The 14,380-nt window shown below is 72.8% G+C and carries 7 protein-coding genes; 4 read left to right on the top strand and 3 right to left on the bottom strand.

Annotated elements, in window-relative coordinates:
- Positions 1-191: 191 nt before the first annotated feature.
- Entirely contained in the window at positions 192-1,397 is a 1,206-nt protein-coding gene (locus tag LGI35_RS29830; protein ID WP_227297289.1) for a S8 family peptidase, read from the bottom strand.
- 338 nt (positions 1,398-1,735) lie between these two features.
- On the opposite strand from LGI35_RS29830, the gene LGI35_RS29835 reads away from it, so the two are divergent.
- The 4 genes from LGI35_RS29835 (at position 1,736) to LGI35_RS29850 (ending at position 10,055) form a co-directional block, all read left to right on the top strand.
- Complete coding sequence (locus LGI35_RS29835; RefSeq protein WP_227297290.1) at positions 1,736-4,294, top strand: serine/threonine-protein kinase; 2,559 nt, start codon at positions 1,736-1,738, stop codon at positions 4,292-4,294.
- 26 nt (positions 4,295-4,320) lie between these two features.
- Positions 4,321-6,639: a protein kinase domain-containing protein gene (locus LGI35_RS29840; protein WP_227297291.1), complete on the top strand. Its 2,319-nt coding sequence runs from the start codon at positions 4,321-4,323 to the stop codon at positions 6,637-6,639.
- A 198-nt stretch (positions 6,640-6,837) separates the two neighbouring features.
- Complete coding sequence (gene glgP / locus LGI35_RS29845; RefSeq protein WP_227297292.1) at positions 6,838-9,450, top strand: alpha-glucan family phosphorylase; 2,613 nt, start codon at positions 6,838-6,840, stop codon at positions 9,448-9,450.
- Between the two features lie 83 nt (positions 9,451-9,533).
- Positions 9,534-10,055: a GNAT family N-acetyltransferase gene (locus LGI35_RS29850; protein ID WP_227297293.1), complete on the top strand. Its 522-nt coding sequence runs from the start codon at positions 9,534-9,536 to the stop codon at positions 10,053-10,055.
- A gap of 57 nt (positions 10,056-10,112) precedes the next feature.
- Here the strand turns inward: LGI35_RS29850 and LGI35_RS29855 are convergent, their stop codons facing one another.
- The gene (locus LGI35_RS29855; protein WP_227297294.1) at positions 10,113-11,696 is read right to left on the bottom strand and encodes a M4 family metallopeptidase; all 1,584 of its coding nucleotides are present in this window, start codon (positions 11,694-11,696) and stop codon (positions 10,113-10,115) included.
- Between the two features lie 292 nt (positions 11,697-11,988).
- A complete protein-coding gene (locus LGI35_RS29860) occupies positions 11,989-14,049 on the bottom strand; it encodes a M4 family metallopeptidase (protein ID WP_227297295.1) in 2,061 nt (686 codons plus the stop codon).
- Between the last annotated feature and the right edge of the window lie 331 nt (positions 14,050-14,380).

A 14,380-nucleotide genomic window follows, 5' to 3' on the forward strand; every position in this document is an offset into this window, starting at 1 on the left:
CGCTCCTGACCGCGGGGGTTCGGTTTGCGGAAACGGGGGTGAGGAAGAGGGTCGCGCAGTGTGTACCGGGGGAGCCTTCCACCGTCGCAGGGTGGGCAATCCGGTGCTTTGTTAACTACTCGCGCGTAAGCACACAGACAAGTCCGACCCCGCCGCGAACGACGGGACCGGACCATGAACTCACCCTTCGGTTACGGGTTGTCGACCTGGAGCAGCTTGTTCGGCGAGCCGGGCAGCGTGTCCGTGACCCGGCCCGTCGCCGCGCGCCTCGTCAGCGCCCGGCTCACCTCGGCCGGCGTGGCCGAGGTGTGGTCGGACAGGTACAGCGCGGCGGCGCCCGCCGCGTGCGGTGACGCCATCGACGTACCGGAGTAGGTCGCCTTCCCCGTGTCGCTCGCGACAGACGCCGAGGTGATGTCGACGCCGGGGGCGAACAGGTCGAGCCGGGTGCCCCAGTTCGAGAAGTCGGCGCGCCGGTCCGTGCGGTCGGTCGCGCCGACCGTGATGGCCTCCTTCACGCGGGCCGGCGAGTAGAGGCTCGCGGGGAGCCCGCCGTTGCCGGCCGCGACCGTGTACGTGACCCCGGAGGCGATGGAGCTCCTTACCGCCGCGTCCAGTTGCGCGTTGGCGTGGCCGCCGAGGCTCAGATTGGCGACGGCCGGTTTGCGCGCGTGCTTCGTCACCCAGTCGATGCCCGCGATGACCTGGGCGGTCGTCCCGGAGCCCGCGTCGTCGAGCACGCGCACCGCGACCACGTCCGCCTTCTTCGCGACGCCGTGGCCCGACCCGACGACGGTTCCGGCCACATGGGTGCCGTGGCCGTTGCCGTCCTGCGCGGTGGCGTCGCCGTCGACGAAGTCCCAGCCGTAGCGCGCCCGGCCGCCGAAGTCCCGGTGCGAGATCCGGATGCCGGTGTCGATGACGTACGCCGTCACGCCCGAGCCCGCCGACTCGGGCCCGGTGTAGGAGTTGTCGAGCGGCAGATCGCCCTGGTCGACGCGGTCCAGCCCCCAGGACGGCGGGTTCTTTTGGGTGTGGTCGAGCGAGACCCGTGAGTCCTGGACGACCGCGGCGACCGACGGATCGGCCGCGAGCCTTCTGGCCTGCGTCTCGTCCGCGCGCACCGCGTACCCGTTCAGCGCCGTGCTGTAGGTGTGGCGTATTTTCGCCCCGTACTTCTCGGCGAGGCCCTGACCCATGTCGGACGGCGCCTTCGTTCCCCCCTTGAGCGTCACGATGTAACTGCCTGCGACGGCGCCGGGCTCACCGGCGCCGAGTATGCGCCCCAGCGGGGGCGCGGCATGCGCGGGCAGCGTGCCGGCCGAGAGTACCGCCGCCGTGGCCGCGGCGGTGAGCGCGCCCGCCCAGCGCAGACGCCTCTTGCGCGTCAGTGTCATGTCGCGAGTTCCCCTCCTCGACTCGGCGCGCGAGGACCGGAGTTGCGCGGCCGCCGGTCCTGACGGCCGGAATCCACGCACACCGCTTGGCAGCCTCTCGTGCGATGTCAGGCCCTACAAGACCGCATGAGGGGGTGGAATCGGCCATATCGCCCGTGAGGTTCCGGTGGCGATCGCGGTGAAGGTTGCGGCGAAAACCGGACTTCCTCCGGCCGGTACGCGGACCTCGGCCCCCGTGCTCCGCGGCGCACGCAGTAATCTGCCGGAGCGTCACGGAAGGTACGCACGCGCACAGTTGGGGCGCGGGATCCGGACAACGGCACGGGGGGACGGGGCGGATGATCGGCCGGCTGCGGGAGGGGTCGCCCGCGCGCATAGGTCCGTACGAGACGCTGGCCAGGCTCGGGGCGGGCGGCATGGGCGAGGTGTTCCTCGCCACCGACGGGCCGCGCGTCCCGGAGTCCCTGGTCGCCGTGAAGGCGATCCGCCGCGAGGTCGCGGGGGACCCGGCGTTCCGCGCCCGGTTCCGGCGTGAGATCGCCGTCGCCGCGTCGGTGACGAGCCCCTTCGTGGCGCGGCTCGTCGCCGGTGACGCCGACGCCGGGCAGCCCTGGCTCGCCACGGAGTACGTCCCCGGCCCGACCCTCGCCGAGGCGGTGCGCCGGCACGGGCCGCTGCCCGCGCCCGCCGTCCTCGCGCTCGGCGCCGGGATGGCACGCGCGCTGTCCGCGGTGCACGCCGCGGGCGCCCTGCACCGGGATCTGAAGCCGGCGAACGTCCTGCTCGGCGCCGACGGACCCAAACTGATCGACTTCGGCGTCGCGCGCACCCCCGGCGCCACCACGATGACCTCGACCGGGCTGCTGGTCGGAACGCCCGGTTTCATGTCGCCGGAGCATGTCGCGGGCGGGCGGCACGTGGTGGCCGCCTCCGACGTGTTCTGTCTGGCCTCGGTCCTCGCCCACGCGGCGACCGGGCGCGACCCGTTCGGCGACGGCCCGGTGGCGGCGGTCCTCTACCGGGTCTCCCGCGCGGAGGCCGAACTCGACGGCGTGCGCGAGGAGTTGAGAGACGTTCTGGCCGGGTGTCTCGTTCAGGACCCCGGGGCGCGGCCCGGGCCGGAGGCACTCGCCGAGCGGTTCGCCGCCCTGGCCGGTTCCGGCGGGCCCGACGCCGGCTGGCCGGACCCCGTGGTGGAGTCGATCGACGAGACGCGGCGGGACGTGGCGCACCTGTGCGCCGCCGGACAGCCCCTGCTGCCGCTCCCGCAGGACGGCGCGCCGGACGGCCGCACGCCCACGCGCACCCCCACCCGTACCCCGACGCAGGGCTCGACCCCGCCCGCCCTCGCGCCGCACGACCTGCCCACCATGGGCGCGGCCCGGCCCGCCGTCCCGCCGGCCGCACCCGCGCGCCGGGCCCTGAGCCGCCGTACCGTCCTCGCCACGGTCCTCGCGGTGGCCGTGGCGGGCGGAGCCGTCGGCGCGCTGCTCGCGCTGCGCGGCCCCGACACGGGCGACGAGGCCGGCGGCCCGGGCGGTCAGGGTGCCGGACCCACGCCCTCCACCACGCTCTCGCCCGCCGCGCTCGTCGCGCGGGCCGGGGTGGACAAGGCCGGGACGGACGACCGGAGCGGCTACGTCCCGCAGTTCCGGGAGCAGCGGCCCAAGGGCTGGAAGCCGTGGCGGGGCAGGCTCGGGCACGCGCCGATGAGCTGCGCCGCCGACACCCGGGCCGTCGTCTGCCTGCTCACCGACGGGACGTACGTGGCGCTCGACGCGAGCAGCGGCAAGCGGCTGTGGACGTCGGACGGGCGCTCGCCCGCGGACGGTGACGTCGGCGACGAGGCCTACATCAGTCCCTCCGGCAAGCTGTTCATGCCCGGCGACTCGCTGGCCCCGACGGTCCGCGGCGGCACCGCGGTCATCGCCCACAAGGGCCGCCTCCAGGTGAGGGACTCCCGCTCGGGCGGCGTGCGCTGGTCGGCCGCGCCCGACGGCGGCACGCACTTCACCGCGGCCCTGCTCACCGAGGAAGGCCGCCTCGTCACGTCCCAAGAGGGCTCGGCGGACGGCGTGGACGGACCGTCGGGCGCGAAGCTGAGGGTGTTCGGCCTGAAGGACGGCGTTCCCGGCTGGACCCACACGCTCAGCAGCGGCGATCTCGCCGGTGCCGAACTGGGCGCCTACACAGCCGACCTGGCCCACGGCGGGCTCGTCTACGCAGACGCGAAAGAGGGCGTCGTCGCACTCGACGAGCGGACCGGCACCCGGGTCGGCACCCCGTACGACAAGGGGCAGTGCCGCACCCTCATGGCGCAGGACGGACAGGTCCTGTGCACCCAGGTCCTGTCCGGCGACGGCTCCTTCGACGACCCCGACACCACGCCCCAGACCAGGGTCACCCGCCTCGACTCCCGCACGCTCGCGGTCGAGGGCACCTTCGGCTTCAAGGCGCCTGCGGTGCAGCCGGACGGCTTCCCGGGGCTCGATGTCGTCGTGAGCGCGGTCGGACCCCGCGCCGCGGTCGCCTACGACACGACGAACGAGAAGCTCCTGGTCGCCGACGCGCGCCACGGGCGCGTCACCCGCAGGGAACCCCTCACGACCGTCACCGACGTGATCAAGCGGCCGGTCTCGTCGGGACCGCTGATCACCGGCGACCACGCCCTGACCGCCGACAACACCACGCTGCGGTCCGTGCCGCTGGGGGCGAAGGGCAAGGCCCGCACGACGGTGATCCCGGGGGCACCCGGAAACCCGCAGGTGAAGGAGCACACCGACCCCGGCACGGTCATCGCCGACTCGCCGCGGCCCCCGACGCTCCTGCTGCTCGGCGGGGTCGTGACGCTCGTCTACGACCAGGGGACCGTCGTGTCCCTGGAGATCCCGGCGTAGTCACGCGTCCCGCACCGCCCCGGTCCTTGGAGGATCCGTTGCTCGACCCGCTGCCCGGGCCCCCGCGGCACATCGGCCCCTACCGGCTGCTCGCCCTCATCGGCGCGGGCGGCATGGGCGAGGTGTACCTGGCACGGGAACACCGGCCGGGGGCACCGCTCGTCGCCGTCAAGACGGTCAGGGCGGACCTCGACATCGACCGCGAGTTCCGGATCAGGTTCCGCCGCGAGATCGCCGCCGCGCGTGCCGTCTCCGGCCCTGGCACGGCCGCGCTCCTCGACGGGGACGCCGACACCGAAGTGCCCTGGCTGGCCACGGAGTACGTGCCCGGGCCCGCGCTCGCCGAGACGGTCGCCCGCTGCGGTCCGCTGCCCGTCCCCGCGGTGCGCGCCCTCGGCGCCCGACTCGCCCGCGCCCTCGCCGCCGTGCACGCGGCGCACGTCCTGCACCGGGACCTCAAACCCGGCAACGTCCTGCTCACGCCCGGGGGCCCCAGGCTCATCGACTTCGGCATCGCGCAGGCCTTCGAGGCCACGGCGCTCACGGCCGCGGGGATGGTCGTCGGCACCCCCGGATTCATGGCGCCCGAACAGATCGAGGGCAGCCACGCCGTCGTGCCCGCCTCGGACGTCTTCGCGCTCGGCGCCGTGCTCTGCCACGCCGCCACGGGCCGGGGCCCCTTCGACGACCCCGAACTCGCGTCGGTCATCTTCCGCATCACCCAGGGGGACGCGGACCTGTCGGCGGTCCCGGAGGCGCTGCGCGAGACGGTCGCCGCGTGCCTGCGGGTGGCGCCGGAGGAGCGTCCCGGCGCGGCGGAGCTCGCACGGCGGCTCGACCCGGGCCCCGCCGACGCCCCGGTGCCCTGGCCCACCGAGGTGCTCTCGCTCTTCGCCGAGCACCGGGAGGCCGTGGCCCGCTGCGAACAGGACGTGGCCGCACGGTCGTTCGCGGCGGCCGACACGGCGACCGGGACCGGACCCACGCCGCCCGCCACACCTTCGATGCCTGAGGCACCCCCGGCCCCGCCCGGCCGCGGGACGCCCCGCCGCTGGCCGTGGCTGGTCGCGGCCGCGGTCGTCGGAGCCGCGGTGGCGGTCGCGGCGGTCGTCCTGCCGGGTGGGGGCGGCACGGGCGCGGACGGTGGCACGTCACCCGGACACGAAGGCTCCAGGCCCCCGGGCGCCTCCCGCGTCGTCACCGCCTACGGATCCGCCGACCGGTCAGGAGAGTTCGGCACGGTCGGCACCCGGGCCTCCGCCCGCCCCGACGGATGGAAGCCCTGGTCCGTGGACCGCCCCGCCGCCCTGGACGACCGAGGCCGCGGCTGCGTGCTGGTCCTGCCGCGGCTGATCTGCCGCGACAGCAAGGGCGCGGCGGCCGCGTTCGACGCCGCGAGCGGCCGGGGCGGCTGGACGTCCCGCGGGTTCACGGCCGGACCCGACGACCTCCAGGGCATCCAGGAGCTGCCGCCCGAGAGCGACGGCACCCGCGTGTTCGTGCCCAGCGAGCTCGGAGTCACCGGTGTCGACGCCGCGACCGGCACCGTCCGCTGGCGCCACCGCCTGCCCCGGTACACCGGCCTGCTCGCCCTGGCGTACGCGAAGGGCGTCGTCTACACCGCCGAGTTCGCCATGACTCCCGGCACCCGCATGTCCCGCAGCACGGTCGTGCGGGCCCGGCGCGCCTCCGACGGAAACGAGCTGTGGCGGACCGCCGCGCTGCCCAAGCCGCAGGGCCCGCTCCTGACCGGCGACGGCCGGGTCTACCTGGCCGCCGAGGGCGGCGGAGTGCTCGCCCTCTCCACGAAGGACGGCTCCCGCGCCGCCTCCGCGCCCACCGCCACCTGCTTCGCCCTCCTGCGCCACGCGTCGTCCGTCCTGTGCTGGGACCTCGAACACCCGGGTGTACGGGAACTCGACGGCCGCACCCTCGCCACCCGGCGCACCGTCGCGGCCGACGCGCGGCCCACGCTGCCCGGACCCGTCGTCGGCGCGGACGGCGTGCTCGTCGTGCCGGCCGGCAACGAGGACGCGTCGGACCCCGTCGACCACTTCCTCACGGCGTACGACTGGCGCACCGGCCGGCGCCTGTGGCACTACGGCGCGCCCCAGGAGACCGCCGGCCTCGCCCTCGCGGGCAAACGGGTGCTGTCCTTCGGCGCGTACGCCCTCGAAGGGCGGAACACCTCGGGCGACGTCGACACGCTCCGCAAGAGGGACACCCCGCGCACCGGGTCGGGGACCGGGGCGACGGCCATACACCTGGGCCAACCCCTTTATCTGGGCGGCGCGTTGTTCGCCGACACCGACGAGGGCAAGGTCGTCTCCGGTTACGCCCCGTGACCTCGCTCCGGCCGCCGCCGACCCCCGCGTACCGCCGGGAACCGGGTGACACGGGGGACTTCGCGACTCCGTGCGCCGTGGTAGCCGGAGCCCGGTGGCCGTACCGTCGGAGGTGACAGCCGGAGGCCGCGCGACGGAGCGTGTCCTCCTCGCACGTGTGCGCGTATGCCCGCCGCGTCCCCCTACAGAGGTGAGAACGTGAAGGCCATCCGTCGATTCACCGTTCGTCCCGTCCTGCCCGAGCCCCTCGCCCCCCTCCACGAGCTGGCCCGTAACCTGCGCTGGTCCTGGCACACCGGGACGCGCGACCTCTTCCAGGCCGTGGACCCGGGGCGCTGGAACGCGTCCGACGGGGACCCGGTGCGGCTCCTCGGCGCCGTGCCGCACGCGCGGCTCGCCGAACTCGCGTCCGACGAGGGCTTCCTGCGCCTGCTCGGCGAGGCCGCGGACGACCTCAGGTCCTATGTGGAGGGCGACCGCTGGTACCAGAAGCAGAGCGGTGGCCTGCCCGCCGCCATCGGATACTTCTCGCCCGAGTTCGGCATCACCGCCGCTCTGCCGCAGTACTCCGGCGGCCTCGGCATCCTCGCCGGCGACCACCTGAAGGCGGCCAGCGACCTCGGGGTGCCACTGATCGGCGTAGGGCTCCTCTACCGGCACGGCTACTTCCGGCAGTCCCTGTCCAGGGACGGCTGGCAGCAGGAGCACTATCCCGTCCTCGACCCGCACGAACTGCCGCTGACCCCGCTGCGCGAACCGGACGGCACCGACTGCCGCGTCGCGCTCGCCCTGCCCGGCGGCGGCCGGCTGCTCGCCCGCGTCTGGCAGGCGCAGGTCGGCCGTGTGCCCCTGCTCCTCCTCGACTCGGACGTCGAGGAGAACGGCCCCCGCGAACGCGACGTCACCGACCGGCTCTACGGCGGCGGCAGCGAACACCGGCTCCTCCAGGAAATGCTGCTCGGCATCGGCGGGGTGCGGGCCGTGCGCGCCTACTGCCGCCTCACCGGCCACCCCGAGCCCGAGGTGTTCCACACGAACGAGGGACACGCCGGATTCCTCGGGGTCGAGCGGATCCACGAGCTCGCCGGACGCGGCGTGGACTTCGACGCCGCCATCGAAGCCGTACGCGCCGGGACCGTCTTCACCACGCACACTCCCGTCCCGGCCGGTATCGACCGCTTCGACCGGGAGCTCGTCGCCCGTCACTTCGGGCCCGGCGCCGAACTCCCCGGCATCGACGCCGCACGCATCCTGGGCCTCGGCACGGAGACGTACGCGGGCGGCGACCCGAGCGTCTTCAACATGGCCGTGATGGGCCTGCGCCTCGCCCAGCGCGCCAACGGCGTCTCCACCCTGCACGGCAGGGTCAGCCGCGAGATGTTCTCGGGCCTGTGGCCGGGCTTCGACCCGGAGGAGGTCCCCATCACGTCCGTCACCAACGGCGTGCACGCCCCGACCTGGGTGGCCCCCGAGGTCCTGCGGCTCGGCGCCCGCCACCTCGGTGAGCAGCGCACCCTGGACGCGCTGGTCGTCGGCGGTTCCGACCGCTGGGACTCCGTCACCGAGATCGCCGACCAGGACATCTGGGAGCTGCGCCGTGAGCTGCGCGGCCGCCTCGTGGACGAGGTGCGCGAGCGCCTCACCGCGTCCTGGCGCCAGCGCGGCGCGGGCGCGGCGGAACTCGGCTGGATCGACGGGGTGCTCGACCCCGACGTCCTCACCATCGGCTTCGCCCGCCGCGTCCCCTCCTACAAGCGGCTCACGCTGATGCTGCGCGACCCGGACCGCCTGAGGCGCCTCCTCCTCGACCCGGACCGGCCCGTCCAGATCGTCGTCGCGGGCAAGGCACACCCGGCCGACGACGGCGGCAAGCGCCTCGTGCAGGAGCTGGTGCGCTTCACCGACGACCCGCGGGTGCGCCACCGCATCGTGTTCCTGCCGGACTACGGCATGGCCATGGCGCAGAAGCTCTACCCCGGCTGCGACATCTGGCTCAACAATCCGCTGCGTCCCCTGGAGGCCTGCGGGACGTCCGGCATGAAGGCCGCCCTGAACGGCTGCCTCAACCTCTCCGTCCTCGACGGCTGGTGGGACGAGTGGTTCACGCCCGACTTCGGCTGGGCGATCCCCACCGCGGACGGCACCGCGACCGACGAGCAGCGGCGCGACGACCTGGAGGCCGCTGCCCTCTACGACCTGGTCGAGCGCAGGGTCGCGCCCTGCTTCTACGAGCGCGGCCCCGAAGGGCTGCCCGACCGCTGGATCGAGATGGTCCGCCGCACCCTCACCCATCTGGGCCCGAAGGTGCTCGCCGGGCGCATGGTCCGCGAGTACGTCGAGAAGCTGTACGCGCCCGCGGCCCGCTCCGGCCGCGCCCTCACCCCCGACGCGGCGCGCGAACTCGCCCGGTGGAAGTCGAGGGTCCGCGCGTCCTGGCCACGGGTGGCCGTCGACCACGTGGAGGCGTCGACGTCCGCGGCCGAGCTCGGCGCGACGCTGGTGCTCCGCGTGCGGGTGGCGCTCGACGAGCTCGGCCCCGAGGACGTCGAGGTCCAGGCGGTGGCCGGCCGCGTCGACTCGGGCGACCGCATCACCGACGCGACGACGGTGGCCCTGAAACCGGCCGGCGGCCCGGACCTGGACGGCCGCTGGGCGTACGAGGGGCCGCTCTCCCTCGACCGCACGGGCCCCTACGGCTACACGGTCCGTATCCTGCCCGCCCACCGGCTGCTCGCCTCACCGGCGGAGACGGGCCTGGTGACCGTCCCCTCGGAGGCGACCGCGGAGGCCGCGGGGGTCCTCATGCGCTGAGGACGCGCTGAGGACGCACGGCGGACGCCTTCAGGGGCGGCCGGATGGTCGGCGGCGTCGTGGGTCTCGGCGAAGATGGACCCATGACCGAGATCCAGACGCCCCGCCTCCTGCTCCGCCGCTGGTCCGACGACGACCTCGTGGCCCTCTCCGAGATCCAGGCGGACCCGGAGGTCATGCGCCGGGTCGGCGACGGCGGGCCGCGCGACCTGGAGCGGACGGCCGAGGACATCGAGCGCTGGGAGGAGGACTGGGACGAGGAGGGCTTCGGCCCGTTCGCCGTCGAACTCCTCGCCTCCGGCGAGCTGGCCGGCGTCGTCGGCCTCTCGGTGTCGGAGCTCCAGCCCGGCATCGAGATCAACTGGTGGCTGGGCCGCCAGTTCTGGGGCCAGGGCTACGCCTCCGAGGCCGCCCAGGCCACCTTGGAGTTCGCCCTCCAGGACCGCGGCGTCGACCGGGTCGTCGCCCTGATCCGGCCGGGCGACACGGGGTCGGAGAACATCGCCCGCAAGCTGGGCATGACGGAGGGACACGAGTTCGCGCACCCGAAGCACGGCTACCCGCTCCAGGTGCACGAGATCGACCTCACGGAATACGAGAGCTGACGCGCGAAGGGGGCGGCACCGACACCGGCGCCGCCCCCGACCTGCCCGCGTCCTACGTCACTTGACGTTGACCGCGGCCCACGCCCGGTCGACCGCCTTGTACTCCGCCGAGTCGGCGCCGTACAGGTCGGACGCCGCGCTCAGCGTGCCCTTGCGCGCGTTGGCGTAGTCCGTGTTCGTCGTGAAGTACGACGTCAGGGCCTTGAACCAGATCTTCTCGGCCTTGTCGCGGCCGATGCCCGCGGCCGGCTGGCCGTCCGCGGTCGGGGAGTCGTACGAGACCCCGTTGATCTCCTTCTTCCCGCTGCCCTCCGACAGCAGGTAGAAGAAGTGGTTCGCGATGCCCGACGAGTAGTGCACGTCGACGTTGCCCGCGCCGCTCTTCCAGTTGTCCAGGGACGCGCCGTCCTTGCTGGGCTTGTCCATGTAGCGCAGCGGGGTGCCGTCGCCGTTGATGTCGATCTTCTCGCCGATGAGGTAGTCACCGACGTCCTTGGCGTTGTTCGCGTGGAACTCGACCGCGGTGCCGAAGATGTCGGACGTGGCCTCGTTCAGACCGCCGGACTCACCGCTGTAGATGAGGCCCGCGGTCGCCGCGGTGACGCCGTGCGACATCTCGTGGCCCGCCACGTCGATCGACGTGAGGGGCTTCTTGTCGCCCTCGCCGTCGCCGTACGTCATGCAGAAGCAGCTGTCGTCCCAGAACGCGTTGACGTACGCGTTGCCGTAGTGCACCCGCGAGTACGCGCCCTTGCCGTCGCCGTTGATGCCGCTGCGGCCCTGGACGTCCTTGTAGTAGTCCCACGTCACCTGGGCGCCGTAGGCGGCGTCGACCGCTGCCGTGGCCGCGTCGTTGGTGGTGCCGTCGCCCCACTTGTCGTCCGCGTCGGTGAACAGCGTGCCCTTGCCGGACGACCCGTGCTTGAGGTCGTACGTGCTGTGGCCGCCGCGCTCCGCATCCGTGAGGGCGTACGAGGAGCCGGACTTGGTGGAGCCGACGGTGACGCTGCCGCTGTACTGGCTCTCGCCGGCGCCGGTGTGGATCGCGTCCCACTCGAAGATCTTCTTGCCGGTCGCGGCGTCCGTGACGACGTGCAGCTTGCGCGGCGTGCCGTCCTTCTGCGTGCCGGTGACGACCTTCTCGTAGGCGAGGCGCGGGGTGCCCGACGCCGCCCAGACCACCTTGCGGGCGCCCTCGGGGACGGCCTTGAGGGAGGCGGAGGCCGTGGCCACCGCGATTCTCTTCGAGGTCGCGCGGGTGACGCCCTCGGACTTGCCGGCCTTGGACTCGTGCACGACCAGGTCGCCGCCGAGGACCGGGAGTCCGTCGTAGGTGCGCTCGTAGCGGGTGTGCGTCGCGCCGTCGCGGTCCTTGACCACGTCACGGACGACGAGCTTCTCCTTGGAGCCGAGCTTCAGCTCCTTCGCCGTCTCGGCCTTCTTCGCGTCGGCGTCCTGGAGGAGGCCGGCGCGGGCGGCGCCCGAGAGCTTCATGGGCGCGCCGGCGGGCGTCGCGTCGGCCACGGGCTGAGCGGACGCGCCGGTGGTCATTCCGGCGGTCAGCAGGGCTCCGGCGGCAACTGCGGTGGCTATGGCCAGAGTCGAACGCTTCTTGGTGAAGCGCGCTATGTGGGGGGTCACGCAAGCTCCTTGTGTGTGGGGTAAGAGAGCTGTGTGGTGCTGAACTGAGTGGCGCTTAGCTGTGTGGTGCGTGTGGTGCGTGGGGGAAGCGTGCCAGTTGAGGCTTGTACATGTCAGGAGGGCGATCACAGGTTGGCCGGAAATCGTCCGTTGAGCGATGTCTCTTGTACGTATTGCGAACGGAACATGAACGGGCGCGCCGTCCCAGGGAGTTCACTCACCCGGGGCGACGCGCCCAGACCGTGCGGGCCGAACAGCTCACGATCGGCCGTGTGTCACCACTGCGTGCGGTTTACGGGAAGGTGAGCTTCCAGCTGTTGATGTAGCCGGTGTCCTGCGCGGCCACGTCCTGGACCTTCAGCTTCCAGGTGCCGTTGGCCACCTCGGAGGACGCGTTGACCGTGTAGGTCGCGTTGACGTTGTCCGCCGAGTCGCTGCCGCTGGAGTTCTTCAGGCGGTACGTGGACCCGTCCGGGGCCACCAGGTCGACGACCAGGTCACCGCGCCAGGTGTGCACGATGTTCACGGCGACCGAGAGGTTGCTCGGGGCGTTGCCCGTACGGCCGGTCACGGCGATCGACGAGGTGACCGCGGCGCCGGCGTCCGGTATCGCGACGTCGGTCGTGTTCTCGAACGACGTACCGCCACCGCCGCCGCCACCGGAGCGCGAGCCGACGGCTATGCCGGCCCAGGCGTCCTGCACGGCCTTGTACTCGGCGCTCGTGGTGCCGTAGAGCTCACCGGCCGCCGCGAGCGTGCCGGTGCGCGCGGCCGCGTAGTTCGTGGTCGAGGTGAACTTCGTGGTGAGCGCCTTGAACCAGATCAGCGCGGCCTTGTCGCGGCCGATGCCGGTGACCGGAAGGCCGTCCGCGGTCGGCGAGTTGTAGCTGACGCCGTTGATGACCTTGGCGCCGCTGCCCTCGCTGAGCAGGTAGAAGAAGTGGTTGGCGGGACCCGACGAGTAGTGCACGTCGAGGTTGCCGATCCCGGAGTACCAGCTGTCCGGGGACGTGCCGTCCCTGCTGGGCTTGTCCTGGTAGCGCAGCGGGGTGCCGTCGCCGTTGATGTCGATCTTCTCGCCGATGAGGTAGTCACCGACGTCACTGGCGTTGTTGGCGTAGAACTCGACCGCGGTGCCGAAGATGTCGGACGTGGCCTCGTTCAGACCGCCGGACTCACCGCTGTAGTTGAGACCGGCCGTCGCGGCGGTGACGCCGTGGGTCATCTCGTGGCCCGCCACGTCGATCGACGTGAGGGGCTTGAGGTTGCCCGAGCCGTCGCCGTACGTCATGCAGAAGCAGCTGTCGTCCCAGAACGCGTTGACGTACGCGTTGCCGTAGTGGACCCGCGAGTACGCGGCGACACCGTCACCGCGGATACCGGTGCGGCCCTGCACGTTCTTGTAGTAGTCCCACGTCAGCGCCGCGCCGTAGTGCGCGTCCGCGGCCGCGGTCTCGGTGTTCGAGGCGCTGCCGTTGCCCCACACGTCGTCCGCGCCGGAGTAGAGCGTCCCGGTGCCGGACGAACCGTGGTTCAGGTTGTACGTCTTGTGCCCGCCGCGCCCGGTGTCGTTGAGCGTGTACGACGATCCGGACAGGGCCGTGCCGAGCGTCACGGAGCCGCTGTACTGCGTGTTGCCCGTGCCGTTCTCGATGCCCTGCCACTCGTACAGCTTCTTGCCGGTCGCCGCGTCGGTGACGACGTGCAGCTGGTTCGGCGTGCCGTCCTCCTGGAGACCGCCGACCACGGTCTCGTACGCGAGGGTCGGCTTGCCCTGCGCCATCCACACGACCTTGCGCGGCGCCCGGTCCGCCCCGGTCTTCTTCGATCCGTCGGCCGCCGCGGCCTTGACCGCCTGCCGCTCCGCGGTGGCCGGCTTGACCGCCGCGGTGGTGGCGACGCCCTTGAGCGCCGACTTCGCGGCACGCGTCACGCCCTCGGTCTTCCCGGACTTGGCGGTGTCGACGACCATGTCGCCGCCGAGGACGGGCAGCCCGTCGTAGGTGCGCTCGTAGCGGGTGTGCGTCGTGCCGTCACGGTCCTGGAGGACGTCCCGTGCGACGAGCTTCTCCTTGGCGCCGAGGCCGAGGTCCTTGGCGGTGTCCGCCTTGGTGGAGTTGGCCTCGCGCAGCAGCTCCGCGCGCTTGGCGGGGGAGAGCTTCACCGGGAGGGCGCCGGGGTCGGCACCCTTCGCGACGGCCTTGGCGGCCGCCGCGGCCGGCTGGACGTCCGCCGAGGCCGTGGCGCCCGCCTGGACGGCGCCGGCGAGCAGGGCGGTGGCTGCAGCGAGCGCGCCGTAGGCGGTGGCTCGCTTGCGGGAGGCGGATCTGTGGGAGGTGTCGGACGATCTCAAGGCTGACTCCTTCTGCGGGCCGCGGATCGCACGGCCGGGGAAGACCGGACGGCGAATGACCGTCCGGGCAGAACAAGGCAGAACAAGGCAGAACAGGGCAGTGCTGGGCGTTACGGGGTGAAACTGCGAAGCCGGGCACAACTGGGCACATCTGGGCACAACAGGTCGTGCTGCAGTTCACGAACGCGACCCGCCAGTTCGGCTGTGGGACAGCTGTGCGAGGCCGAGGGAAGAGTGGCAGCAGAGAGCGTTGTCTGTCAGGAGCGCGTCATTATGTTGGCCGGAAACGGTCCGTTGCCCGGAGGTTCACGTTCGATATACGGAGCTGTCG

The organism is Streptomyces longhuiensis, from assembly GCF_020616555.1.
Taxonomy (GTDB): Bacteria; Actinomycetota; Actinomycetes; order Streptomycetales; family Streptomycetaceae; genus Streptomyces; species Streptomyces longhuiensis.